The sequence below is a fragment of the Roseibium sp. MB-4 genome (assembly GCF_053005265.1).
Genome location: NZ_JBRKQB010000001.1, coordinates 304,466 through 330,283, shown reverse-complemented (window position 1 = coordinate 330,283; position 25,818 = coordinate 304,466). Strand labels below are relative to the sequence as shown.

Below are 25,818 nucleotides of genomic sequence, written 5' to 3'. Positions count from 1 at the left end.
TAAGCGCAGAGCACCAGACCATCCCAACTTCCTGCGTGCTGCAACAGTTATGGAAACGTATCGAACTTTGCGGGATTACGCCCTTTCCTCCTGTCTTAACCGGAGCATCTGCTCCAAAACTCAGGCCTCATTCAACATGCGCTTCTTAAGATCAATTTTCGTCACCTCAAGTGTTTTCGCCGGTTTGGTCCTTGGCGGCCTGTCGGGCGCCCATGCGGCTTCCCCTCTTACCTATCAAATTGAACTTGATGGAAATCCTGTCGGCCAAATCGTTCATGAATACGTTCAGCAGCCAGATGGCGGTCACGGGTTGAAACTGTCCACTCAGATCGAAACAAAATCATTCTTCAGCAAGGTACGCATCAACAGCGTTCTGGAAGAGACAATCTCCGCCGACGGCTATCTTGATGCAGCCTCCAACAGGCTGGTTGAGAACAAGAAAACCTATTGGACAAAGATTCAGCGGTCCGGCAGCAGCTATCTGGCATTTACAGCCGAGATGAAGACACCGGAACAGCTTGAAACCGAGGAGCTTGCGGGCTTGGCAAAGGAGGTCATTGCGACGGTCGTCCCTTACGCCGGAGACGCGATGACTGTTGCCGGCATTCTCCTGTCAGACAAGCGGGACGCTCCGCAGCACAAACGCCTGACAACCGACCATTTCGATACGTCACTGATCGGCCTGCCGCTCTATTGGCAGTCGAACGGTTATGTTCTGCCAAGCTCCTTGACGATCATCGACACAGAGGAGATGTCCGTATTCAAAGCGAAGGTCAAAGATCATGGCGAAACGCAGACCTCGGTCGGAGGGAAAAACCTGACTGTCCGGCATATCCAACTTGATGTTGCCAATGCAAAACCGATGGAGGTCTGGATGGTGCGGCCGGAAACAGGTCCAGCCCATTTCTTCCAGATTTCAGGAATGAGCGATGGTGCCAAATTTATGGTGACCATGGCCGGCGCGCACTAGCAAATCAGACCTCCAGTTGAGACCACGTCGAACGCGTGGTCTCAGTCTCAGCAATCTGTGAATTTGCCGCATCTCGTTGAACCGTCGCGCCTTGCCGCAGCGCAGCAAGTGCGCTAGGTCGGGGCCGTCCTTTCGCTTTCAGACTGGATAACGGGCCGGCCCACCTCCTCCCGGGCGCTGCACCTCCTACCGGTTTGAAAGCAAATTCAAAATCCATTTCCTGGAGTCTATAAATGCTCGGCAAAAAAGTTCCTTTTGTCACCTTCCGCACCCGTGTCCGCGACGAGTCTATCGAAGGCCCGAACCCGTTTCGGTGGGACGACAAGACAAGCGATGACTACTTCAAAGGCAAGAAGGTCGTGCTGTTCTCCCTTCCGGGTGCTTTCACCCCCACCTGCTCCACCTATCAGCTGCCGGACTTTGAAAAACTGTTCGATGACTTCAAGGCCGAAGGTGTCGACGAAATCTACTGCATCTCCGTGAACGATGCCTTTGTCATGAACGCCTGGGCAAAGGCTCAGGGCGTCGACAAAGTCAAAGTCATTCCGGACGGCTCTGGTGAATTCACCCGCAAGATGGGCATGCTGGTCGCCAAGGACAATCTTGGATTTGGCATGCGGTCCTGGCGCTATGGCGCGGTCGTCACCGACGGCATTGTTGAGCAGTGGTTCGAAGAAGAAGGCTTCTCTGACAACTGCGAAACCGACCCATACGGTGTTTCGTCTCCGCAAAACATCCTGGAGAACCTCAAGGCATCGAAAGCAAAAGCTGCTTAAACTGCAGCAATTTGGATCAAGCCCCGGCGCGGACTGCTCCGGGGCTTTTTTGTTTCCAGAAAACCGTCAAAGAACATCGGCACAACCGGCAACAGTGTCTCCAGGCACAATCGCAACGCTGCCGGCGGCCAATCCATCCACGATTGCATTCACCTGGTCTTCGACATCGGAAACCAGCGCCCTGTTGTGCTCGTCAACCGCCCAGCCGACGCCTTTGTCACGGGTTGTCATTACAACCAGCCCCGGCGTCCATGTGTCATCAATTGCAGCTTTCCAAGTCGCATAGGCAGCTTCATCGACCCGTTTCAAGGCACTGGTCAGAACGGTTCCTGGCAAAAATCCGTTCTTGTTAGCATCCACCATGATCACATGGGCATCTTGCTCTCGAGCGGCCCGTGCAACGCCTTCCGCGGCCATTCCGGCCGGTGCAAAAATCACGTCGGCCCCATCTGCAAACATCTTGTCTGCGATCGCCTTTCCACCTTGGATATTCCGGAAAGCGTACATGTCCTGACCCACGAAAGATGACAACACGCTGACATCAGCATTGGCATATTTCGCCCCGGCTTCAAATCCACACATGAACCGGCGCACCGGTGGGATATCCATCCCGCCAATGGTCCCCACTGTCCCGGTTTTTGTCTTCAGGCCGGCAACATAACCTGCAAGAAATCCGCTCTCGTCGTCCGCAAAGAGGATAGACCGGACATTGGGAAGGTCACTAATGACACCATCGATACTTGTGAATTTGACATCCGGAAACTCCATCGCCGTGGTGCGAACGAGTTCCGAGCTCTCAAATCCGAGCGTCAGGATATGATTCACACCGGACTTCGCGAACTGCCGGATGACGTTTATTGTCTCGTCCCGATCCGTGCTGATCCATTCCCGGATTTCAAGTCCAAACTCAGCCGCGGCCCGCTCAGACCCGATTGCTGCGAGTTCGTTGAAGGAACCGTCCATCTTGGCATTCGTAAAAATAACAGCACCAACAGTCTCGGCGCGCGCGGGTACAACCCCGGAAAAAACGAGAAAAATAGAAACGGCAATCAGTCTCAACAACGCAAACTTCTGCATTCTCGCCTTTCTTCCGGCGATGATTGCTTGTGTTTCTACTGAATGAAAAGGCAATCAACGCGGCTAACCCGAAGCCTGCCAATACCGGACTTGTCGGGCAACTGAAAAATACAATTGAAATTTGAATTATTACCTAAGGTCAGCACATAGACCACTCGGGAAACCAGTAACGCACGCTCGATCGCGCCTTGAAAAGACAAAACGGCCGCGGGATCGCAGCCGCTTTGACCCCGTGTTTTGTTTCGGGGCGGAGCGGCGGTCAGAGACACGGCATTTGCTTTTAGTCCGGATTGAGACCCCGGCGCCGCTCGTCTTCAGAGCGCAACTCAAGCCACATTGCATTCAATATCGCCAGACAGCAGGCGAGCGGCATTCCCAGGATCCAGGCAAAGTACCACATGAGATTTCGTCTCCGTCTGTGCGTGCCTCAGTAGGCCGTGTGGTTGTCGCGTTCGATGGTTTCTTCATCAATCTTGCCCCACAGCACCTTGTAGACCCAGGCCGTGTAAACCAGGATGATCGGCAGGAAGATGACAACCGCCACGAGCATGTTGAAGAGCGTGCGATGTGTCGAAGAGGCGTCCCAAACAGTCAAGCTCGCCTCGGGTTGTACCGAGGACGGCAAAATGAAGGGGAACATCGAAACTCCGACGGTGGCAATGATCCCGAATACAGCCATCTTCGAGAACGCGAAAATCGGCATCTCGAAGCGCGTCTGCAGCAAAACAAGTGTGCCGAGCATCCCCAGGAACCCCATGATCGGGGCAAGCCACAGCATCGGATATACCGCATAGTTCTGCATCCAGGCTCCGCCCTCAACAACCGCTTGTTTGGCGAGCGGGTTGGCTTGCATGTTCGGATCAACCTCCGATGTGATCCGGAAACCCTCTACATAACCGGTTGCAACCAGATATCCGCCAACGCCGAACAGGAGGATCCCGCCGAGAGCTGCAAAGGTGCCGGCCTTTCTGGCCCGTGCAGCAATCTCCCCGGTCGCCCGCATCACCAGCCAAACCGCCCCATGCATCACAAGCATGGTGACCGACAAAAGTCCGCACAGAAGCGTAAATGGCGAGAACAATCCAAAGAACGAGCCGTCATAGGTCATGCGAAGTTCATTATCGAGCCGGAATGGCACCCCAAGAAGGACGTTGCCGACCGCAACACCAAACACCAGCGCAGGCACAAAAGACCCGGTGAAGAGTGCCCAGTCCCAGGCGCTACGCCAATTAGGGTCGGGCCGTTTGGAGCGATACTTAAAGGCCACTGGCCGCAGGATCATGGCCGCCAGGACCACGAACATGGCCAGGTAAAAACCGGAAAAGCTGATCGCGTAAAGCGGCGGCCAAGCGGCAAAGATTGCACCGCCCCCCAAGATGAACCAGACCTGATTGCCTTCCCAGGTGGCACCGATCGTGTTGATCACGACGCGCCGCTCAATATCGGTTTCGGCGATGAACGGCAGCAGCGTTCCAACGCCCATGTCGAAACCGTCGGTCACGGCAAATCCGATCAGCAGGATGCCGAGCAGCAACCACCAGATCACTTTCAGGGTCGAGTAATCGATGAGTTCGTAAAGGACCATGATCGCTTACTCCGCCGGAACTGCTGAAGCTGATGAGGGCGCCGAGATGGACGGCGGTGGTGTGGGAGCAATCCGTTCGCCATCCTCCGGTCCAATCTTGATGTATTTGATCATCAGCGCGATCTCGATGACCAGCAGCGTGCTGTAGAGAGCCACGAAACCGGCGAGCGTCAGCAGAACTTCAGGAACGGAGAGACTGGAAACGGCAGCAGACGTTGGCAGCATACTCTCGATGATCCAGGGTTGACGGCCGTACTCGGCAACAAACCAGCCCATTTCGCATGCAATCCAGGGCAGCGGTATGGACCAAACCGCGACATGAAGGATCCAGCGCCGTTTTTCCATGAGCGTTTCCAGCCGGCCGGCAGAGGAGTAGTAGAAGAACACGGCTGTCAGCAGGATGAAAGAGAAACCGCACGCCACCATGATCCGGAAGGCATAGAACATCGGCCAAACATTCGGCACCGTCGACCAGGCTGCCGCATCAACCTGCTCGGTCGTAGCTGCCATCGGGTTGTCGGTGTAGGGCAACAGGAGATAGGCATAGCCGAGAGACTGTGCGTTCTGGCGGAACGTTTCCCGCAACTCGTCGCTGGCCTCAGCCGGGTTCTCTCGAATTTTCTGCAACGCATCCCAAGCGACCGCGCCTTGCCGGATGCGATCTTTCGATCGCTCCACGAGCTCGTTGATGCCCGGGATCTCGGTATCGAGAGACCGTGTTGCAATGAGACCCATCACATACGGGACTTCAATCGCAAAGATGTTCTCCCGTGTTTCCATGTCGGGCCAGGCGACGAGGTTGAACGCAGCCGGGGCCGGTTCCGTGTGCCACATGGCCTCAATCGTTGCGAGCTTCATCTTCTGGTTCAAGTTGGCTTCGTAGCCGCTCTCATCGCCCAGAACGACGACGGACAGTGCCGAGGCGAAACCGAATGCCGAGGCGATTGCCATGGACCGTTTCGCGATCTGCAGATGCCGGCCCTGCAGCATGTACCACGCGGAAATCCCGATCATGAACATCGCCGCGGTGACGTAACCGGCCGATACGGTGTGAACGAACTTGGCCTGGGCAACCGGGTTGAACAGGACTTCATAGAAGCTTGTGACTTCCATTCGCATCGTGTCGGGATTGAACTCGGCACCAACTGGATGCTGCATCCAGCCGTTCGCGATCAGAATCCAGAGCGCTGAAAAATTGGTGCCTAAAGCAACGGCCCAGGTCGCAGCGAGGTGCTGGCGCTTCGAAAGTCTGTCCCAGCCGAAGAAGAACAAGCCGACAAAGGTCGCTTCGAGAAAGAATGCCATCAAGCCTTCGATGGCCAAGGGCGCCCCAAACACATCCCCGACATACTGGCTGAAATAGGCCCAGTTCATCCCGAACTGGAACTCCATGGTCAGCCCCGTGGCGACCCCAAGCACGAAATTGATGCCGAACAGCGTTCCCCAGAACTTCACCATCCGTTTCCAGATTTCGCGGCCGGTCATGACATAGACAGTTTCCATCGTTGCAAGCAGGATGGAGAGTCCGATTGTCAGCGGCACGAACAAGAAGTGGTACATCGCAGTCATGGCAAACTGCAGCCGCGACAGATCGACGACGTTGAGTTCCATCGGGTTCCCCTTTTAAGCCCGTGCGGCCTTAGCCTTTGGTGATGGTGACCCAGGTGCATCTTAAGGTCAATGCACCCAGACTATATCGCAGGTCACCTAACTACATCAAAATGAATGCGAAATTACAAATTCGAGATAATCTGAAGTCACTTTATTCCGCTGCAAGATCGGCTTTTCTCTGATTGAGAAACAAAACGCTGCCGGCCGATTCCAATTCGATCCGCTTGTGCGCGATCATGAGAACAACAGCACGCCCCCGGAAAGAGAAGAACCGCTCCAGGACGTCTGTTGTCGTCGCCGTGTCTAATCCTTCCGTCATTTCATCCAGGATAAACAGGTCCGGATTTGTCAAAAACGCACGTGCGAGAGCAATCCGCCGCTGTTCACCACCAGACAGACCAAGCCCCCCCTCCCCGATGACCGTATCTAGTCCATCCGGGCTTTCAGAGATCCGCTGCGCTATGGCCGCTTGCGCCAGCGCGATCCAGAGTTCGGTATCGCTTGCAGACGGGTTCGCAATCCTCAAGTTCGCGCCGACCGTGTCATTGAAAAGATGCGGACGCTGGCTCAGAACCGTGACGCGAGAACGAAGCTCTGCTTCAGGCACATCAGCCAAATCCTGACCGTTCAAAAGAATCCGCCCCTTGCCTGGAACCAGCATTCTGGAGGCAAGTGCGGCAACGGTGCTCTTGCCGCATCCACTGCGCCCCGCAATTGCCAGCGTTTGTTTCTCTGATAGTTCAAAGGACAGATTTTCCAGAACAGTGCGCTCTGCACCAGGATAGCCGAATGATACCGACTCGAACTTTAGAATTGAACCAGTGACTGGCTCTTCCTGGTTGTTGTCGTTTCTTTGGTCGACACCAGCTCTTTCGTCCGATTGATACGGCGCGAGCAAAGTGTTTGTCCGGTCTGCCGCCAAAGCGATACGGGGCAGTTTTGCAAGCCCCGGCAGGATAGACCCGATGATCTCAGGAACGGCTATGGCTGCAAGGACAAGCGCAATGCCCAGGCCTGGAGAGATATCGTTTGCCATGACCGAGAGCGAAACCGCCACCAGCATCAGGGCCACAAACATCTGTCCGAGCGCGGCCGAAAACCCGGTCAAGCGTACCGCCCGGCGATCTTCCAAATCTTCCGCTGCGCCTTGGCTGTCATCCGCCTGCCGAATGGTTTCAACAACCGGCTCCAGCCCACCAAACACCGCAAGATCACGGCGTCCGGCGACCATGTCGGTTGCTCTCAAACGCATGGCTTCATTGGCGGCATCTGCCCGGCGGGCAAGTTTCTTGTCGGCACTGCGGACCGCATAGACTGCGAGCCCGAACCAGCCGCTGAGGCAAACCGCGCCAGCGGCAAATACGATTGCCGGCATAGACAACCAAATCGCAAGAGCCGCGAGCGAGACCGTCGAAATTACCGCAGAAGGAACAACCAACCGAAGATAAACACCGTCCAGTGCGGAAATGTCGATAGTCAGGCGGTTCAACAACAGGCCAGATCGCTGTCCGGACAGCGACTTCGACGCCATTGCGGCAAAGAGCTTTGTGCGCAGATCCGCGAGATACCGGAATGTTGCGTCATGGGTCAGCATCCGTTCGCCATACCGGCCAGCCGTTCGCAAGATCGCCAAAGCCCGGATCATGGCGCTCGGGGCAAAGATGTTCAAAAACACACCGGTCGCCCCGGCAATACCGGCAGCCGTGATGAACCAGCCCGCCACACCCAACAGCAACAGGCCGGAGATTGCCGGAACCAGTGCAGCTGCAATCCCGAGACAAAAGGATAGTCGATTGTGCTGAAAGTGGCGCGAGACAAAGCTCAGAACAGCGCTCATCCGACTGTCTCCAAAATCTTCGCTCCTGCCAAGCGGGCAAGATCAATCTTTTGTCCAGGAAGAGCCAGAATGGCCGGATTGTGGGTTGCAATGACCGCCGTCCGGCCGGCGCACAGCTTTTGCAGCCCGGAGATCACATCGGCAGCGGTTTCGTCATCAAGCCCTGCCGTCGGTTCATCTGCCAGAAGGAGCTTTGCCGATCTGCGCACGGCTGCCCTTGCGAGCGCAATCCGCCGGATCTCGCCAACAGAGAGGCCAAAACCATCCTCGCCCAGCTGTGTCCCAAGTCCGCGCGGCAACCCGCGGACCAGTCCCTCTGCACCTGCAAGCCGTAGCGCGGCCCAGAGATCATCGTCACTTACGGTTTCGCCAGGTCCCGCGCCCCGCATCAAGTTGGCTTTGATCGAGCCATGAAACAGCCGTGGCGATTGACCGAGCCACATGGCGCTCTGGCGCAATTCCTTGGCCATTGCTGATGTCAGCGCCTGCCCGTCAACTGTTACGGCACCGTCTGCTGGTGTGTGGAAGCCCAGGATACAGTCGATCAGCGTTGTCTTGCCGCTGCCGCTCGGACCGAACAACAGAAGCGTCTGGCCAGACGGGATATCCAGTGTGAGACCATCATAGACGGACCGCTCGCCGAACCTGATCGAAACGTCTTCAAACCGGATAGTTGGTACGCCGCCTCCGACAGGAAACGTGACCGCTTCGCTCTTTTCGGCACTGCTTGGCTTGGGTGCCGGAAAGCTGTTTTCAAGACTGGCAAGGCTTTCCAGAGCTGCCAAACCTGCTGCCCGGTCATGGTAGGCGGCCGCAAATCCGCGCAAGGGCGCAAAAAACTCCGGTGCCAGCAACAGGACAAACAGCCCTCCGCCGTAGGTCAAAGGCGATCCCCAAGTTCCTATGGAGATGTCTCCAAGGAGGGAAAAACCGATATAAACGGCAGCAAAAGCAATCCCGAGCGCCGAGAACAGCTCCAACACGGTTGAAGAAAGAAACGCAATCTTCAGGACATTCATTGTGCCAGACCGGAACCGCTCTCCAGCGTCATTGACACTTTGCAACGTGCGATCAAGAGCACCAAACAGGGTCAGCGTTTCCAACCCTCGGATCCGGTCCAGCAATGTCCCACTTAGTCGTGTCAGTTCGTTCTGCTGGTGTGCACTGGCTTTTTTGGCCCGCATGCCAATCAGGGCCATGAAGACCGGGATCAACGGGCCGCAAATCAGCAAAATGAGAGAGGCAATCCAGCTGACCGGCAGCACTGCCACAACAATGACCAGCGGAACGACCTTCACCCGCATCATTTGCGGCACATAGTTTTGGTAATACGGACCAAGAAGATCAACTTGTTCGGTCAGATGGGCAGCAAAGGCGCCTGAAGATGGGAATGCCGCTGCTGGCGAAACTTCAACGGCTGCTTTCAGCAACCGGGTTCGCGCCGCACTTTGCACCTTGCGAGCAGAACGGCGTGCCGCATTCATACCCCTCGTTTGCAAAACCATGCGAACAAGCGCCAGCGCTATGACGCCAAAACCAGCTACGAGCACCGGAACAGAGCTCTCGAGGAAGACATCTGCGCTTGCTGGACCCAAAAAGGGCTGAAGCAAGAGAGCAGCGGCAAACGCGATCAGTCCGGCCTGGGCAATCCAAATGAGATCGGCGAATGCCAACAGCAATCCGGCACGCCGAAGAGCCTTCGCGCAGGCGTCATCCGGCACGCCGATCAGCCCATCAGCCGCATCGGCAGTCGTCACGCTCGCGCCCAGTATTCTTGCCCGTTTGGTATTCCCCTTAGTCATGGACTGCTTATCGCCGCGCTCCCCCCGCGATGTCACTGAGGCTTTTTGCCCCTTTGTCTTGTTTCAACGACTCTTACACGCGGTTTTCCGAAATTTCCATCTAGCCCAAGGTTTGAGCGCGGATTTTGCCCCAATCACCAGCTGTTTCTCCTGACAGGAAGCTGGCAGGAGGCCTGTGCAACAAAGTCTGCGGACATTGTTTCCTCAACAGCAAAACCGAAAAGGATGATCCGTCATGACAACTCCGTGCCTCGAACTGGTGGTTTTCAAAGTCAAGGACCGCGCCCAGGCGCGCATTGCCCGGCGGGCAGCGCAGGACGTAGTTCGCAATTATGAGGGCTTTTTGTCCTGGTCCGCCTATGAGGCGTGCGACGACGAAGGCCTCTTCGCTGATGTTGTCATGTGGCGCGATCTCGCGACGGCCAAAGCCGCCGGGCAGAAGGTCATGTCTGATCCGGGCTTCAAAGCCATCATGGCGGAAATCGATGGTCTCGTTTCAATTGCACATTACACCGCCGACCGGGTGGTCGAGGCCGAGATGACGGCCGCCGCCTGAAGCTACAAAAAAGAACGGGCGGCCCAGATGGTCCGCCCGCCCCTGAAACTGTCAGTTTAGACAGACTTACTTCATGGTCGGAATGGAGAATTCCGCGCCTTGCCGGATACCGGACGGCCAACGGGAGGTGACCGTTTTTGTCCGCGTATAGAACTTGAACGCGTCCGGACCGTGCTGGTTCAGATCGCCGAAGCCGGATTTCTTCCAGCCGCCGAATGTGTGGTAGGCGAGCGGCACAGGGATCGGCACGTTGATGCCGACCATGCCGATGTTGATCCGGTTGGCAAAGTCGCGGGCCGTGTCCCCGTCGCGGGTGAAGATCGCGGTGCCATTGCCGTACTCGTGATCCATGGCAAGGCCAATGGCTTCCTCGTAGGTCTTGGCACGCACAGTGGACAACACCGGACCGAAGATCTCGGTCTTGTAGATGTCCATGTCCTTGGTGACGTGATCGAACAGGTGCGGCCCGACGAAGAAACCGTCCTCATAGCCCTGCATGGAGAAGTCACGGTTGTCGACAACCAGTTTCGCGCCCTGATCAACGCCGGAGTTGATGAGGCGCAGGATGTTTTCCTGTGCGGCCTTGGTCACGACTGGACCGAAATCAATGTCGTCACCAGCCGTCCATGGGCCGACTTTCAACGCTTCAACGCGCGGGACCAGTTTTTCGATCAAGCGGTCAGCAGTTTCATCACCAACCGGCACAGCAACGGAAATCGCCATGCAGCGCTCGCCTGCCGCGCCATAACCGGCACCAACAAGCGCATCCGCGGCCTGATCCATGTCCGCATCCGGCATGATAATCATGTGGTTTTTGGCACCACCGAAGCACTGCGCCCGTTTTCCGTTTTCAGCAGCCCGGTGATAAATGTAATGGGCAATCGGCGTGGAGCCGACAAAGCCGACAGCTTGAATGGTCGGGTTGTCGAGGATCGCATCGACTGATTCCTTGTCACCGTTGACGACGTTCAACACACCGTCCGGCAAACCGGCTTCTTTCAAGAGCTCCGCCAGCATCATCGGAACGGACGGATCGCGCTCGGACGGCTTCATGATCATCGCGTTACCGGCAACGAGTGCCGGGCCCATCTTCCAGAGCGGGATCATGGCCGGGAAATTGAACGGGGTAATCCCGGCAACAACGCCCAACGGCTGGCGCATGGAGTACATGTCGATACCCGGGCCGGCACTGTCTGTGAACTCGCCCTTGAGGAGGTGCGGCGCGCCGATGCAGAACTCGATCACTTCCAGCCCGCGCTGCACGTCGCCCTTGGCGTCGACAAAGGTCTTGCCGTGTTCGGAGGACAACTTTTCGGCCAGCTTGTCCATGTCACGGTTCAGAAGATCGACAAACTTCATCATCACGCGGGCGCGCTTTTGCGGGTTCTGCGCAGCCCAGGCCGGCTGGGCAGCGGCAGCGTTTGCAACGGCAGCTTCCATTTCGGCGGTGGTTGCGAGCGCGACCTGTGCCTGAACTTCACCAGTCGCCGGATTGTAAACGTCGGCATAGCGACCCGAGGTGCCCTCAACCTGTTTGCCGCCGATAAAATGACCGATCTTTTCCATTTTCGTTTCTCCCAAAACGTCAGAAGCAACGGCAGCTGATAACTGCTACCCAAATTATGCTGCAGCTGTTTTCGCTTTTATTTTTGCATTCTACAAGAACCGAAAATCCGCATCCGTTGTGCATTTTTTATAGTTAGAACGCATAAGCTCCACTATAACTTGATAACAAACAGGCATCACAAACTCGGCACAAAAGCCACCCCACGCGACCCGGGCCAAGCAGAGCGCGGAGCAGGGACTACCCGGGCCGAAAAATAAACCAGCCATCCGCAATCGATTGGACCCCGGATCTTCGCTGCGCAGGGTCCGAGACGACAACAAAGACATCCTCTATGAACTGGGACGATATTCGCATCTTTTTGGGCGTGGCCCGCACGGGGCAGATTCTGGCGGCGGCCAAACGGCTCGGGCTGAACCATGCCACCGTTGCCCGGCGGTTGACCGCCCTTGAAGACAGTCTTGGCACCCGGCTCTTTGATCGCTCGACCTCAGGCTGCGTCTTAACCGATGCCGGCAGCCGATTTTTCGACCGCGCCGAGAGCATGGAAGCCGCAGCTCTTCAAGCCGAAGCTGATCTTGGAGATGACACGCCGGAGATATCCGGCACCGTGCGCATTGGTGCGCCGGACGGGTTTGGGGTGGCGTACCTTGCCCCGCGCCTCGGGCTACTCACGCGCCAGCATCCGGGCCTCACGGTTCAGCTTGTTCCGGTCTCCCGCTCCTTCTCTCTGTCCAGAAGGGAGGCGGACATCGCCGTCACCATCGAGCGGCCGGAAACGGGCCGCCTGATCGCCGGAAAACTGGTCGATTACGCCCTCGGGCTCTACGCCTCCAGGTCCTATCTGTCGGAACGGGGTATCCCGGCAAGTCCTGGAGATTTGAGCGCGCACAATCTGATCGGGTACGTGGAGGACCTGCTCTATTCCGCTTCGCTCAATTATGGGACGGAGTTCTTTAAGGGCTGGACCGCGCGCTTCGAAATTGCCTCCGCACTCGGCCAGACTGAAGCAGTCAAGGCGGGCGCTGGCATTGGCATCCTGCACGACTTTATCGCCCGCGCAGATCCATCGCTTGTGCCTGTTCTACCGGATATGAAGTTGAAACGCGCTTACTGGATGGTTACCCACGAAAGCTCCCGCCCCTTGCGCCACGTCGCGGCGGTGCAGGACTTCCTGCGCGAGCAAGTCGCGCGCGACAAGGCGATGTTTGAGTAACGCGTACCTTAGCGCCACTTTTTCGTTGTAGAGATCCATTCACGCGTCCGCGCTTCCGGATCGCTGTTTCGGGTAATGTCAGTGATCACCGCAGCGCTGTCCGCGCCATGCTCAAAGACACCTGAAAGCCGTTCTACGGTCAATCCACCGATGGTGACCAAGGGCAGATCGCCAATGTCCGCTTTCCAGCGTGTAATCTTCTCAAGCCCCTGCGGCGCCCACTTCAGTTCCTTGGTTATCGTCGGATAGACCGGGCCGAGCGCCACATACTCCGGCTGTACTGCCAATGCCGTCGAGAGCTCCGCGCCATCATGGGTGGAGACGCCCAGTTTCAAGCCAGCCTTACGGATCGCGTCCACGTCAGCATCCGCCAGATCTTCCTGCCCCAGGTGGACGAAATCACAGCCTTCGGAAATGGCAAGCCGCCAATAGTCATTCACGATCAATTGACACCCGTGATCGGCACAGACGGTTTTTGCTTCCCGGATCTGGCGGGCAATGTCCGCGTCCGGCTGGTCCTTAATGCGAAGCTGCACAAGTTTCACGCCCAGCGGCACCAGCCGGGCAATCCAATCAGAGCTGTCAACGATGAGATAAAAGGGATCGAGTTTCATACTGGCTCACGGAGATAGCGGCGTAAGGCCGATTACCGGTCCGTTATACTGCGTGCAAATCACTGCTCAAGGCCGAAACGGACTGTTCAATGGACACTTTCGGCATGCATCCCCTATCTATGATGAGAAGAAACTTATTTGTGACATTGGGAGAGGCCCATGAGCTGGTTGAATTGCCCGGATCCAACTCCGGGAGACGCTGCAAGCTGCGATCCGATCGAAACGATTATCGTGCCGCGCACATCAGATCTTGGCGGTTTCTCTGTCCGCCGGGCCCTGCCTTCTGCAAAACGCCGGATGATCGGCCCGTTCATCTTTTTCGACCAGATGGGGCCGGCAGAGCTTCTGGTGGGCGGCGGCATTGACGTGCGCCCGCACCCGCATATCGGCCTTGCGACCGTCACCTATCTGTTCGAGGGCGAGATGTACCACCGGGACAGCCTCGGCACGGAAATCGCCATTGCCCCGGGCGCACTCAACTGGATGAGCGCCGGGAAAGGCATTGTTCATTCAGAGCGCGAACGGCCCGAACGGCTCAACGAAATACGCCCACTGTTTGGTCTGCAAAGCTGGGTAGCACTACCGAAACATTTGGAAGAGACCGACCCGACGTTCCAGCACCACGGAACCGATGAGCAGCCGGAATTTGCTGATCAAGGCGTTTCGGTCAAACTGATCGCCGGATCGCTCTACGGCCATACGGCGCCAGTGAAAACGGCTTCAGACATGTTCTATGCCGACATCCATCTGGAGCCGGGTGCGAAGGTGCCGCTTGATGCCGGTTGGGAAGAGCGCGGCATCTACACGGTCTCCGGACAGATCACGGTTGCCGGACAGACTTTCGATCCGGCGCAGCTGATGGTCGTCAAACCGGGCGATCACCTTGTCATCGAAAACACCTCTCCGGCACCCGCCCGGTTTGTCGTGATGGGCGGCGAGCCGATGGACGGCGAACGCTACATCTGGTGGAACTTTGTTTCCTCGTCCAAGGAACGGATCGAGCAGGCCAAGGAAGACTGGCGTCAGGGCCGGTTCGACATCGTGCCAGGCGACGAAGAGGAGTTCATTCCCCTGCCCGACCGGCCCGGGCCTTAGTTTTCAGGTCATTGCCAAAAGACTTCAGCCGCGCCGGACCTCCGGCGCGGTTTTCTTTTGCGAAACCGGTGCCGAAACCATAAGCCACCGCCAAGTCCCTTGAAGCCCACGCTCTGGCCTTTATACAGAACGGATTGGTTTCAAGGAGTTGTCATGACCGCCCAAACTCAGCCTGTCTTTCCCAAAGACACCGAGGCGCTCCGCGCGGAGATCATCGAGACGGCACGGGCCTTGCCGAAACTGGGGCTGACAAAAGGCACGTCCGGGAACGTGAGTGCACGCACTGAGGACGGTTTTTTGATAACTCCGTCCGGCACACCTTATGAGGATTTGACTGAAGAAAAGATCGTCGCCGTGGATATGCAAGGGTGTTATCGCGGAGACATTCTGCCCTCTTCGGAATGGCGCATGCATCTGGACTTCTACATGGCGAAACCAAGCTGCGGAGCGGTCGTCCATTGTCACAGCCCGCGTGCAACAGCCCTGGCCTGCCATCGGAAAGGCATTCCGGCCTTTCACTACATGGTGGCCCTTGCCGGAGGTGACCGGATCGAGTGCTCCCGATACGAGAGTTTTGGGACCCGCGCCCTCTCCGAAGCCATGATTGAGGCGCTTGGGGATCGAAACGCATGTCTTCTTGCCAATCATGGCCAAATTGCCGGCGGGGCAACGCTCAAGAAAGCCTTGTCGGTTGCTGAAGGCGTCGAAGATCTTGCGGATCAATATTTGTCCGCACTGGCACTCGGGCAACCGGTGATCCTGGATGCGGCGGAGATGGCCGACATTCTCACGAAATTTAAAACTTACGGCAAACAAGCGGGCGACCTCAAAGACGGTCAATCCGCTGCATTTGAATTGCCGAAACGGGTGGGCTGAACATGCGTCTTGGAATTGATTGGGGTGGAACAAAGATCGAGATCATCGCGCTGGATGATGCGGGCGCAGAACTGTTCCGCCAGCGCAGCGCAACGCCGAAAGATGATTACGAAGGCTGCATCCGCGTGGTGAAGGATCTGGTCGACGCGGCTGAAAGTGCAACCGGCCAGACCGGCTCGCTTGGGTTGGGCATTCCCGGATCGCTTTCCCCAAAAACCGGTGTTGTAAAGAACGCCAACTCCACCTGGATGAACGGCAAGCCGCTCGACAAGGATCTGGAAGCCGCCCTCAACCGCCCGGTCCGCATCCAGAACGATGCCAATTGCCTGGCCGTATCCGAGGCGACCGATGGTGCCGGCGCAGGCGCTCATATCGTGCACGCCATTATCATCGGCACGGGATCCGGATCCGGCATCGCAATTGACGCCAAGGCCCACCTTGGCGCCAACGGCATTGGCGGGGAATGGGGCGGCATCGCCCTACCCTGGATGACGGCAGAAGAGTTTCCGGGCCCCGACAGCTGGATCGGCCACAAGGGCGTCATTGACCTGTGGTGCTCTGGAACCGGGTTCCAGTGGGACTACAAAGAACGTACCGGGCAAGGGCTGAAAGGTCATGAAATCATCGACTTGAAACGATCCGGCGACGCGGTGGCCACCAAGGTCTACCAGGATTATGTGAGCCGCTTGGCCAGGGCATTGGCCATGTCGGCCAACCTGCTGGATCCGGATGTCTTTGTGCTCGGCGGTGGCATGTCGAACATTACGGAACTCTATGACGACCTGCCGGACGCCATGTTGCCTTACGTCTTTTCAGACACCTATGACACGCCCATCCGCAAGGCAAAACACGGCGACAGTTCCGGCGTTCGCGGTGCTGCCTGGCTTTGGAATGATTGATTCTCTGAAGCGGTGTCCTTTCCTGCCGTCCCGGTCAAGCTAAGCGCGCACCGGGACCTGAGCCTCCTTGACTGAAACGGACCGGTCCCGGCGCGAGGCCGGGACAGCGTTTTCAGTTTTGAGCGTAAGACTGGTTATCCCCGCCCCTTTCCAAGCGTGACGAACACGATACCGAGCGCGACGGCTGCAATGGCGCCGAGTTTGGCAAGGTTGGGAACTTCGCTGAAGACGAGATACCCGAGACCAAGCCCGGCGATGGCCGCCACGGAGCCGATCTGGCTGAGGTAAACCGGACCGGCCACCTGCTGAAGGCGGAAATAGAGCCCGTATTGTACCGAGAACGCCAGGATCTGTGCCAGCAAAAGGCCAAGCGCTGCAGACGTCCACTCGGCCGGGCCCACCGGTATTCCCATGACCGCGTTGAAAACTGCCAGCGCGATGAACGCGACGACCATCATGCCAAGAGCCAGTTCGATGGGGGGTGCACCGTCCGGCCATTTCAGAGACCGGTAGATGTTTCCAACGGCGAGAAACACCGGGATTGCGAGTGTGACCACGGCCCAAAAGGAGCCTTCAGGAGACACCCCGGCCCCACCGCCCGCCAAGAGGACACCTCCGGCAAGACCGGCCAGAACCCCGATGCTGCGCAAAAACTGGAACCGCTCAAGTCCGATCAGCACAGCGAAGGCATAGGTCAAAACCAGCGGAAACGCGTAACTCAGCGAAACAAAACTCGCGCCGACTTCAGGGGCCGCGACCACCGCAATCATGTTGGGCGCAATGAACAATATGCCGGTGATGAAAAGGTATTTCAGGAGACGAAGTTTCGCCGCACGGGAGGTCCGATGCCGGGCACCGCTTTCGACACCGGCGAGCAACGTCCCGCTCCAGAGCAGCGCGGCACCGCCAATAATGGCCCATTGCAACAGTCCCAACGGATGCCATCCCACCATGGGGCCGGTTTTGGCAAACACAACGGAGACGGCCAGAAAGCTGCCAACGGTCAGTAGAAGTATATGCGGGTTGTCGTAAAACCGGGTCACGAGGCTCGGTTGTTGCCAGGGCACTTCCCCGGCCTGTGACGGCAGGGCTTTAAACGTATCCGACATTTGAAAATCCTTCTCAGAAACAGTCTCTCAGCCGCTGCAATACGGCGGTAACGGTCAACATAAGGACTTTTATCTTTATATCAAGATACTTTTTATCAAGCTTCTTGATATTGATTGACAACCAGCGAGTCCTGGCGCATTTTCGGAATAGAAATCAATCATCTAGGAAAGCCACTGCGCAGCGCAGATCTGTCCCCTGGACAAGCTTGCGCGATAAAACCAGGAAGCAAGATGTCCAAATCGCCGTCTTCACGCTCAAAAAACTCGGACCACATGTTCGGGGATCCTGAAGAGCTTTTGATGGACCGGGCTGAACGCGCCCGCCAGCAATGGCAAAAGGAAGTGCCGGAGATCGCAGACAAGCTGACACCCATGGTGGTGCTCGGCCGGATCAACGAAGCCTCACAGATGATGACCGCCGATTATCTGACGCCAGCCTATGCCAAGATCGGCCTGAAACTCGGGGAGTTCGACGTTCTGGCAACGCTCGTCCGCTCCGGCCCGCCTTACAAGCTCACCCCAACCGAACTCTACCGGACCACCATGATGAGCTCAGGCGGCATGACGGCCCGGCTCGACAAGCTGGAAAAGGCCGGTCTTGTCGAACGCTGCCCCCATCCGGAAGACCGAAGGGCTCTGACCGTCTGTGTGACGGACAAGGGGCTGAGTCTCGTCAAAGGCATGATGCCGGACTATGTGGAAGCGCAGGCCGCCGCGGTCGACGGTTTGAGCAAAGACGAACAACAGCAACTCGGCAAGCTCCTGCAAAAACTCATCCGCACGGCCAACGAGAAGAAGACCGGCTGATCCACCCGCCAGATAACCGCAACCTGCCAGAAGAATGCATATTGGTGCGGCAATAGGCGCGGCCCCAATCAACGCACCTTGATTTGCATTTCAGAAGGAGATGATCGACGGTCAGCGCGAAAGATATTTTCGAAAAAAATGGACCCCGACATGATCAAGTGGATCGCCACCATCCTTGCCGCAACACTGTTTGTTCTCCCGGCAGTCGCGCAAGAAGAACTGCAAATCAAGGACATCGAAAAAGGCACCGGAGAAGAAGCCAATGTCGGCGAGACCGTCGTCGTGCATTACACCGGCTGGCTGATGGACGGGACAAAGTTCGATTCAAGCCTCGACCGGGGCACCCCGTTTTCCTTCACACTCGGCGAACGCCGGGTGATCCCGGGCTGGGAACAAGGTGTTGAAGGCATGCAGGTCGGCGGCAAGCGCGAACTGATCATCCCGCCGCATCTCGCCTATGGCGCATCCGGTGCTGGTGGGGTCATTCCGCCGAATGCCACGCTCAAATTCGAAATCGAGTTACTGGATGTCAAAGGCAAGAAATTCTCCGAGCTCAGCAATGATCAGCTCAAAGAGCGCCTGGCCGCAGGAGCGACTGTAATCGACATTCGCCGCCCGGATGAATGGAAACAGACCGGTGTTATTCCCGGCACCCATCTGGTGACCTTCTTCGATGCCTCCGGAAACCCGAACCCCAATTTCGGCAAGGAACTGCAGTCACTGATCTCCGGCCCCGGCGATGAGGTCATCTTCCTGTGCCGGACGGGCGCGCGCAGCAAAGCCTTGTCGGAGTACCTTGCCGGACAGGGCGGTTTCACCCAGGTCGCCAACGTGACCAATGGCATCACGAGCTGGATCTCAGGCGGCGGAGACGTCACAGAAGCTGTGCAGCCCGAGAATTGCTGGCTCTGCTGAAGTCTCACCGGCCAGCCTTCAGAGCCCCTCGGCCAGTTTCAGGCTCAACCGGTTATGGGTCTCGATAACCGGCACCATGTCCATGGTCGTGATCTGGCCGTCCTCAATAATGACCTTGCCGTTGATCACCGTTGTTTTTGCGGTTTGAGGCGCACAAAAAACCACGGCCGCGACCGGGTCATGAAGCGCTCCGGCAAACCCAATCGTATTCAAGTCAAGTGTGAAGAAATCGGCACACTTGCCTGTTTCCAAAGATCCAATGTCATCGCGGCCAAGCACGGAAGCGCCGCCCAGTGTGGCAAGCTCCAAGGCTTCCCGAGCTGTCATCCACTCCCCGGCTCGAAGCGGGTGCGCTGGTGGCAGCAGGGCGTATTTGCTCGGGCCTTCCGGCGGCTGAAGTCCGAGCTGCAACCGCGCGAGCAGCATCGCCTGGCGGGCTTCCATTAGCATATTGGAACTGTCGTTGCTTGCGGACCCATCAACGCCAAGACCAACTTTCACACCCGCAGCCATATATTTCTTCACCGGCGCAATGCCCGACGCGAGCCGCATGTTGGAACACGGGCAATGCGCAGCGCCGCAGCCGGTCTTGGCAAAGAGACGGATCTCGTCGTCATCCACGTGGATCGCATGGGCAAACCAAACATCCGGACCGGTCCAGTCGAGCCCTTCCATCCATTCAACCGGGCGCTTGCCAAACCGTTCCAGAGTGTAGCGTTCTTCATCCACCGTTTCGCAGAGATGCGTGTGCAGCATGACCTTCTTATCGCGGGCGAGCACGGCACTCTCCCGCAAGAGATCCTCCGATACAGAAAACGGGGAGCAAGGTGCGACAACCACCCGCGTCATCGCCCCGTCCGCCGCATCATGATAGCGGTCGATGACCCGGACCGTGTCGTTCAGGATGAACTCTTCATCTTCGACACACTCGTCGGGCGGCAAACCGCCTTTGCTCTCTCCGAGCGACATGGATCCACGGCTTGCGTGGAACCGGACCCCAAGCTCCCGGGCCGCTTCGATCTGGTAATCGACCTTGTTGCCACTCTGGAAGAGATAGGTGTGATCGAAGACAGTGGTGCAGCCGGACAGCGCCAGTTCGGCCAGACCGATCAGCGTGCTGGCGCGCGAAGCCTCCGGATCGGTGCGCGCCCAAACCCGGTAGTGCGCCCGCAGCCAGGGAAACAGGTTGTTGTTCTGCGCTGCCGGTAGATTGCGCGTAAGCGTCTGGTTGAGATGGTGATGAGTGTTGACGAATCCGGGAAGGACAATCTGGCCAGAGGCGTCAATGACCTTGTCCGCATGCTTGGGTAGGTCATCGGACGGCCCGACTTGCTGGATGACGCCGTCCACCGCATAGACCCCGCCGCCGGCGATTTCCCGCCGCTCGTCATCCATCGTGACCAGCATATCGGCGTTCTTGAGGAGCAGCGTCTCGGGCATGAGCAGTCTTTCAGGCAGAATCGAAGGTGCCTCACCCTAGCCTTTGGATCAGCCCAAGACCACGGCCAGTGCTCTGGAACTCTTTCAAGCCAAACCTTGGAATATCAGTTTTTCAAGGGACCCATTCTGTTCCAGGCGTCCAGGGCAGCAATCTTGTAGGCTTCTGCCAATGTCGGATAGTTGAACGTGTTTTCGACAAAATACTCCAGGGTGCCCTTCAGATTCAAAACAGCCTGGCCAATGTGAACAAGCTCAGTTGCCCCCTCCCCGACAATGTGACACCCCAGCAAGCGTCTGGTTTTCAATGAGAAAATCATTTTCAGCATGCCGGTATCCAAGCCCATGATCTGCCCCCTTGAGGTCTCCCGGAACCGGGCGATCCCGCATTCATAAGGAATGCCGCGTTCCTTTATTTCCTCCTCGGTCATGCCAACAGTCGATATCTCCGGAACGGCATAAATCCCGTAGGGAAAATACTCCGGAGGATCGTACGCTCTTTCACCCAGCGCCTGACAGGCAGCAATCCGCCCCTGTTCCATCGAGGTGGAGGCAAGACTTGGGAACCCGATGACATCGCCAGCCGCATAAATGTGCGGCACGCTTGTCTGAAAGGTAACTGGATCCACCTTCAAGCGACCGCGATGATCGACCTCAAGTCCGCACGCCTCGAGATTGAGCGATGGTGTCGCGCCCATCCGGCCAGCTGCAAAGAGGATCACGTGGGACCGCACGCTCCGGCCGCCTTCAAGAAAGATTTCGCATTCCCCCGGACCGTGTTTTTCGATGCTTTTCACTTTCGAGCCAAACCGCATCGCGATACCGCGATCCCGAAGCTGGTGCGTGAAATCGCTGACAAGCTCGTGATCAAGAAAATCAAGCATGGTGTCTCGAGGCTCGACCAGTGTCACGGCCACATCGAGCGCGGAAAAAATCGAAGCGTACTCCACTCCGATGACACCGGCCCCGATCACAGCGATCGAGCGGGGCAATTGGTTCAACTCCAGTAATTCGTCACTGTCGAGGACGAATTCTCCGTCAAATGGCACATAGTCAGGCCGGAACGGCTTGGTTCCGACCGCAAGAATGAACTTGTCAGCGGAGAAGAGCTTCACCTCGCCTTCTTCGCTCTTGACCTCAATTTTCTCGGGCGATACGAAGCGCGCTTCGCCGTACACCGTTGACACTTTGTTTCGGGCAAATTGCAGCTCGAGAACTTCGACTTCGTGATCAAGCGTCATATGAAGGCGTGCTCTGAGGTCACCCGCCGAGATGTCTTGTTTCACGCGGTAAGACCGGCCATAGAAGCCGCGTTCTCGCCAACCGGTGAGATTCAGCACGGTTTCCCGCAAGGTCTTGGACGGGATTGTTCCGGTGTGGACCGAGACACCACCAACCCGGCGGCCCCTTTCGACAACAAGAACCTCGTATCCGAATTTCGCAGCTTGAATAGCCGCCCGGCGCCCCGCGGGTCCGCTCCCGATAACGATCAGATCAAAATGATCCATGTGCCCCTCACATACCTCTTGCGAATGCGAATCCGTCCAAAAACCGCACTACATTCTATGTCGCACCGCACAAACATGATCCTTCGCCCAAGGTCAACCCGTTGCCCGGTGGTAACTCCGCTCAAGTCCGGTTGCTGGATTTATCACGCGACCTCAAATAAACTGTTGCCACGCGTTAGAAACTGACTCGAGGACGCACGTGCTACGCCTGCGGCGGGCTAAATTGGCCTGCCATTTCATCCTTATGTTGTTGATGTTGAATGCTTCTGCATTCGCACAGACACTCACATTCGCCGCAGACGAATGGTGCCCGGTCAACTGTGAACCCGGCAGTGAGCGCCCAGGCTACATGGTGGAAATTGCCAGTCGAATTCTGGAACCGCTTGGCTACGAGGTGCGCTATCAACAGATAACCTGGGCAAGAGCCCTTCTGTTTGCCCGGCAAGGCCGGTTTGACGGCGTCTTTGCCGGCACCCCCGAAGAGGCCACTGGTTTTGTGTTCCCCAGCGAAGCGCAAGGCCGATACACGATTGGCATGTTCGTCGCTAAAGATGATCCATGGCGCTATGACGGGCCGAGTTCTTTGAAAGACAAGCGAGCCGGGTTGATCATCGACTATGGATACGGCGAGGAAATCGAGGCATCCGTCAATCGCTATTCTGAAGTTGTCCGGACCGGCGGCAACAACGCGCTGGAACAAAACATAAGAACCCTAGCTGCTGGACGTCTCGATTATATGCTGGAGGACATCAACACGTTTTCATACAAGGCGGAGGAGATGGGACTGGCTGACCGTTTCAGGCTTGAGAAAACCTTCACGCAAGACGATTTGTTCATTGCGCTTACGCCCGCTCATGCCAATTCGCACGAGATAGCAAAAGCACTGTCGGAAGGCATGCACCGGCTTCGCAATTCCGGCGAACTTTCGCAGATCCTGCAGCGGTACGGCCTGCGGGACTGGATCGTGCCGACCTCGCAAGGCCATTCTTCTAAAGTGCCGAACTGAACGCGGCCACTCCTGCCAAACCTCTCGTCTTGCGCTACCTGAGCCCAGCTTATCAGGGAGCGCGGTCTGATGGCGTTTCCTCCAGCAATCCTTGGAATGGCACTTTTTCATTGCCATTGCCGGCGCCATCCTCTAACGGTATTGGCATGATGACAACCTTGAAAGCAGCTTGGTGGTGGCGCGGCGCGATATAGGCGGCCAGCGATCTCTCATGCTCTGACAAGATCGACAAGTTTCAACCAAGGCCGCCGCGGGAACCCGCTGGCGGCCTTGGTGCTTTATTGGGCCGTCCGGGTTCCGGTCAAAGGCCAAAAAAGACGGGGACATACCATGCCGCAACTGGCAGACCAGAGTTTCGTAACCGAGAGCGGGATCACTATCCTGCGCAGCTCCCGCCCTTCCGATTACGAAACAGGGACATCGGAATGGATCGACCGGCTGGACGCGGAGCGTGGGGCCGTTCTTGCCTCGTCCTACGAGTATCCCGGCCGGTACACCCGTTGGGACATGGCGCTGGTCAATCCGCCTCTCGTCATGGAGGCAGCAGACCGGACCGTTGAAATCCGTGCATTGAACGACCGCGGCAAGATATTGATGCCCGCGATCTCCAAGGCCCTTAAAACCCATGAAGATGTCGAGCACTTTGCAGAGACCGACGAGCGCATCGACCTGACGGTCAAAAAACCAGATCGCGTTTTCCAAGAAGAAGAGCGCTCCCGTCAGCCGTCAACTTTCTCGATCGTGCGGGCTCTGAAAGACCTGTTTGCCTGCAATGACGCTCAGCTCGGCCTCTATGGCGCTTTTGGCTATGATGTCGCGTTTCAGTTCGAACCGATCGATTTGAAACGCGACCGGCCAAACGACCAGCGGGATGTTGTTCTGTTCCTGCCCGACGAAATTCTCATCGTCGACCACCACGGCAAACGTGCCTATGTTCTGGAATACGATTTTGTCGTCAACGGCCGCAGCACAAAAGGCCTTGAGCGCACCGGCGAAAAGCGTCAGTACACCCCTTCGAACCAGGATCCAGGCCGCGGAGACCATGAACCGGGCGAATACGCACGCCTTGTCGAAGAGGCGAAGGACTATTTCCGCCGTGGGGATCTCTTCGAAACCGTGCCGGGACAGGTGTTTTATGAGTCCTGCCCGAACCCGCCCTCAGCGGTGTCCCGGCGTCTCGCACAGATCAACCCCTCGCCCTACTCCTTCTTTTTCAACCTTGGCAATGACGAGTATCTCGTCGGCGCATCGCCGGAGATGTATGTCCGGGTCACCGGTGGCCGCCGGGTTGAGACGTGTCCGATTTCAGGCACCATCCGGCGCGGCAAGAACGCGATTGAAGACGAAGCCCAGATCCGAAAGCTTTTGAATTCGGCCAAGGATGAAGCGGAACTGACGATGTGTTCCGACGTCGACCGCAATGACAAGAGCCGCGTCTGCGTCCCCGGATCCGTCAAGGTGATCGGGCGCCGTCAGATCGAGATGTATTCGCGCCTCATCCACACAGTCGACCACATCGAAGGCACGTTGCGCGAGGACATGGATGCCCTGGACGCATTCCTCTCGCATACCTGGGCTGTGACCGTCACCGGTGCGCCAAAACGCTGGGCCATGCAGTTCATTGAGGATCACGAGAAGTCACCGCGCGCCTGGTATGGCGGAGCGATTGGCGCAGTGCTTTTCAATGGCGATATGAACACTGGCCTCACCCTGCGCACGGTTCGTATCAAGGACGGTGTTGCCCAAATTCGGGCGGGCGCGACTTTGCTCTATGACAGCATTCCCGAGGACGAAGAAGCGGAAACCGAACTCAAAGCGGAAGCGATGCGCGCAGCTGTTCGCGAAGCTGGTCTTGCGACCAAGACAACGGCCGCTGGCGACATTAATAACCCCGGCAAGGGCTTGAAAGTCCTCCTGGTCGACCACGAAGACAGTTTCGTGCACACGCTGGCAAACTACTTCCGCCAGACAGGTGCCGAGGTTGTCACTTATCGGACCCCGGTCGCAGATCATGTGTTTCACGATGTGAACCCGGACCTCGTGGTCCTGTCTCCCGGCCCCGGCAACCCGAAAGACTTTGATTGTGCAGCCACGATTGGACGCGCGCGGGCGCGAAGCCTGCCGATCTTCGGCGTTTGTCTCGGCCTCCAGGCGCTGTCGGAGTATTTCGGCGCTGAACTCGGCCAGCTGGACGTGCCGATGCACGGCAAACCCTCACCGATCTCGTTGTTGGGCAACTCACTCGTCTTCGATGGCCTGCACGCCCCTGTGATCGTCGGCCGCTATCACTCACTTTTCGCCAAACGGGACACACTGCCCGGCGACATCCGGGTAACGGCGGAAACAGAAGATGGTGTCGTGATGGCAATCGAACATCAGAAAGAAGCGATCGCCGCAGTTCAATTCCATCCAGAATCCATCATGTCGCTGGATCAGGATGCCGGGCACAAGATCATAGAAAACGTCGTGACCCGTCTGGTCCAGAGCAGACAGCTCGCCGAGAGCGCCTGAGTTTTTTGCTCAGCTGTCGTAGCGTCACGGATTCACCACTCAAAAGC

22 protein-coding genes are annotated in these 25,818 nt (G+C 57.3%); 11 read left to right on the top strand and 11 right to left on the bottom strand.

Annotated elements, in window-relative coordinates:
* Positions 1 to 136 precede the first annotated feature (136 nt).
* Together ACVDG4_RS01650 and ACVDG4_RS01645 are read left to right on the top strand one after the other, a co-directional pair.
* Positions 137 to 970: a hypothetical protein gene (locus tag ACVDG4_RS01650; RefSeq protein WP_447233787.1), complete on the top strand. Its 834-nt coding sequence runs from the start codon at positions 137 to 139 to the stop codon at positions 968 to 970.
* A 233-nt stretch (positions 971 to 1,203) separates the two neighbouring features.
* Positions 1,204 to 1,746, top strand: a complete 543-nt coding sequence (locus ACVDG4_RS01645; protein ID WP_209178258.1) for a peroxiredoxin — start codon at positions 1,204 to 1,206, stop codon at positions 1,744 to 1,746.
* A gap of 66 nt (positions 1,747 to 1,812) precedes the next feature.
* Here ACVDG4_RS01645 and ACVDG4_RS01640 read toward each other — a convergent pair whose 3' ends face one another.
* From ACVDG4_RS01640 to cydD, 6 genes are all read right to left on the bottom strand, one after another.
* Positions 1,813 to 2,823 (bottom strand): BMP family ABC transporter substrate-binding protein, encoded by a 1,011-nt coding sequence (locus ACVDG4_RS01640; protein ID WP_447233786.1) that lies wholly within the window; start codon positions 2,821 to 2,823, stop codon positions 1,813 to 1,815.
* Positions 2,824 to 3,103: 280 nt separating this feature from the next.
* Positions 3,104 to 3,223 (bottom strand): cytochrome bd-I oxidase subunit CydX, encoded by a 120-nt coding sequence (gene cydX, locus ACVDG4_RS01635; RefSeq protein ID WP_008196892.1) that lies wholly within the window; start codon positions 3,221 to 3,223, stop codon positions 3,104 to 3,106.
* Between the two features lie 27 nt (positions 3,224 to 3,250).
* Positions 3,251 to 4,408, bottom strand: coding sequence for a cytochrome d ubiquinol oxidase subunit II (gene cydB, locus ACVDG4_RS01630; protein WP_447233785.1), 1,158 nt, complete (start codon positions 4,406 to 4,408; stop codon positions 3,251 to 3,253).
* Positions 4,409 to 4,414: 6 nt separating this feature from the next.
* Positions 4,415 to 6,019 (bottom strand): cytochrome ubiquinol oxidase subunit I, encoded by a 1,605-nt coding sequence (locus ACVDG4_RS01625; RefSeq protein WP_447233784.1) that lies wholly within the window; start codon positions 6,017 to 6,019, stop codon positions 4,415 to 4,417.
* 151 nt (positions 6,020 to 6,170) lie between these two features.
* Positions 6,171 to 7,856, bottom strand: coding sequence for a thiol reductant ABC exporter subunit CydC (cydC, locus tag ACVDG4_RS01620; RefSeq protein ID WP_447233783.1), 1,686 nt, complete (start codon positions 7,854 to 7,856; stop codon positions 6,171 to 6,173).
* The gene (cydD, locus tag ACVDG4_RS01615; RefSeq protein WP_447233782.1) at positions 7,853 to 9,658 is read right to left on the bottom strand and encodes a thiol reductant ABC exporter subunit CydD; all 1,806 of its coding nucleotides are present in this window, start codon (positions 9,656 to 9,658) and stop codon (positions 7,853 to 7,855) included. Before cydD ends, cydC begins: the two co-directional genes overlap by 4 nt.
* A gap of 235 nt (positions 9,659 to 9,893) precedes the next feature.
* On the opposite strand from cydD, the gene ACVDG4_RS01610 reads away from it, so the two are divergent.
* The gene (locus ACVDG4_RS01610) at positions 9,894 to 10,214 is read left to right on the top strand and encodes a hypothetical protein (RefSeq protein ID WP_447233781.1); all 321 of its coding nucleotides are present in this window, start codon (positions 9,894 to 9,896) and stop codon (positions 10,212 to 10,214) included.
* Between the two features lie 66 nt (positions 10,215 to 10,280).
* Here ACVDG4_RS01610 and ACVDG4_RS01605 read toward each other — a convergent pair whose 3' ends face one another.
* Positions 10,281 to 11,780, bottom strand: coding sequence for a CoA-acylating methylmalonate-semialdehyde dehydrogenase (locus tag ACVDG4_RS01605; protein WP_209175041.1), 1,500 nt, complete (start codon positions 11,778 to 11,780; stop codon positions 10,281 to 10,283).
* Between the two features lie 332 nt (positions 11,781 to 12,112).
* On the opposite strand from ACVDG4_RS01605, the gene ACVDG4_RS01600 reads away from it, so the two are divergent.
* Positions 12,113 to 12,994, top strand: a complete 882-nt coding sequence (locus tag ACVDG4_RS01600; RefSeq protein ID WP_133946997.1) for a LysR family transcriptional regulator — start codon at positions 12,113 to 12,115, stop codon at positions 12,992 to 12,994.
* Between the two features lie 8 nt (positions 12,995 to 13,002).
* Here the strand turns inward: ACVDG4_RS01600 and ACVDG4_RS01595 are convergent, their stop codons facing one another.
* Entirely contained in the window at positions 13,003 to 13,608 is a 606-nt protein-coding gene (locus ACVDG4_RS01595) for a thiamine phosphate synthase (protein ID WP_447233780.1), read from the bottom strand.
* 159 nt (positions 13,609 to 13,767) lie between these two features.
* Here ACVDG4_RS01595 and ACVDG4_RS01590 point away from each other — a divergent pair, with 159 nt between their 5' ends.
* The 3 genes from ACVDG4_RS01590 to ACVDG4_RS01580 all read left to right on the top strand — a co-directional run bounded on the left by ACVDG4_RS01590 (position 13,768) and on the right by ACVDG4_RS01580 (position 16,478).
* The gene (locus ACVDG4_RS01590; protein ID WP_447233779.1) at positions 13,768 to 14,703 is read left to right on the top strand and encodes a pirin family protein; all 936 of its coding nucleotides are present in this window, start codon (positions 13,768 to 13,770) and stop codon (positions 14,701 to 14,703) included.
* Positions 14,704 to 14,856: 153 nt separating this feature from the next.
* Positions 14,857 to 15,579 carry a class II aldolase/adducin family protein gene (locus ACVDG4_RS01585; RefSeq protein ID WP_447233778.1) on the top strand — a complete coding sequence of 241 codons (723 nt, stop codon included), beginning with the start codon at positions 14,857 to 14,859 and terminating at the stop codon, positions 15,577 to 15,579.
* A 2-nt stretch (positions 15,580 to 15,581) separates the two neighbouring features.
* Positions 15,582 to 16,478, top strand: a complete 897-nt coding sequence (locus ACVDG4_RS01580) for an ROK family protein (protein WP_447233777.1) — start codon at positions 15,582 to 15,584, stop codon at positions 16,476 to 16,478.
* Positions 16,479 to 16,612: 134 nt separating this feature from the next.
* Here ACVDG4_RS01580 and ACVDG4_RS01575 read toward each other — a convergent pair whose 3' ends face one another.
* Entirely contained in the window at positions 16,613 to 17,587 is a 975-nt protein-coding gene (locus ACVDG4_RS01575; RefSeq protein WP_447233776.1) for a DMT family transporter, read from the bottom strand.
* 231 nt (positions 17,588 to 17,818) lie between these two features.
* Here ACVDG4_RS01575 and ACVDG4_RS01570 point away from each other — a divergent pair, with 231 nt between their 5' ends.
* Together ACVDG4_RS01570 and ACVDG4_RS01565 are read left to right on the top strand one after the other, a co-directional pair.
* The gene (locus tag ACVDG4_RS01570; protein ID WP_447233775.1) at positions 17,819 to 18,394 is read left to right on the top strand and encodes a MarR family winged helix-turn-helix transcriptional regulator; all 576 of its coding nucleotides are present in this window, start codon (positions 17,819 to 17,821) and stop codon (positions 18,392 to 18,394) included.
* A 150-nt stretch (positions 18,395 to 18,544) separates the two neighbouring features.
* The gene (locus ACVDG4_RS01565) at positions 18,545 to 19,309 is read left to right on the top strand and encodes an FKBP-type peptidyl-prolyl cis-trans isomerase (RefSeq protein WP_447233774.1); all 765 of its coding nucleotides are present in this window, start codon (positions 18,545 to 18,547) and stop codon (positions 19,307 to 19,309) included.
* An 18-nt stretch (positions 19,310 to 19,327) separates the two neighbouring features.
* Here ACVDG4_RS01565 and ACVDG4_RS01560 read toward each other — a convergent pair whose 3' ends face one another.
* On the bottom strand, positions 19,328 to 20,749 hold the full coding sequence (locus ACVDG4_RS01560; RefSeq protein WP_447233773.1) for an 8-oxoguanine deaminase: 1,422 nt from the start codon (positions 20,747 to 20,749) through the stop codon (positions 19,328 to 19,330).
* Positions 20,750 to 20,853: 104 nt separating this feature from the next.
* Positions 20,854 to 22,254: a Si-specific NAD(P)(+) transhydrogenase gene (gene sthA / locus ACVDG4_RS01555; protein ID WP_447233772.1), complete on the bottom strand. Its 1,401-nt coding sequence runs from the start codon at positions 22,252 to 22,254 to the stop codon at positions 20,854 to 20,856.
* A gap of 253 nt (positions 22,255 to 22,507) precedes the next feature.
* On the opposite strand from sthA, the gene ACVDG4_RS01550 reads away from it, so the two are divergent.
* Together ACVDG4_RS01550 and ACVDG4_RS01545 are read left to right on the top strand one after the other, a co-directional pair.
* Positions 22,508 to 23,260 (top strand): substrate-binding periplasmic protein, encoded by a 753-nt coding sequence (locus tag ACVDG4_RS01550; protein WP_447233771.1) that lies wholly within the window; start codon positions 22,508 to 22,510, stop codon positions 23,258 to 23,260.
* A gap of 330 nt (positions 23,261 to 23,590) precedes the next feature.
* The gene (locus ACVDG4_RS01545) at positions 23,591 to 25,771 is read left to right on the top strand and encodes an anthranilate synthase component I (RefSeq protein WP_447233770.1); all 2,181 of its coding nucleotides are present in this window, start codon (positions 23,591 to 23,593) and stop codon (positions 25,769 to 25,771) included.
* The last annotated feature ends 47 nt before the right edge of the window (positions 25,772 to 25,818 follow it).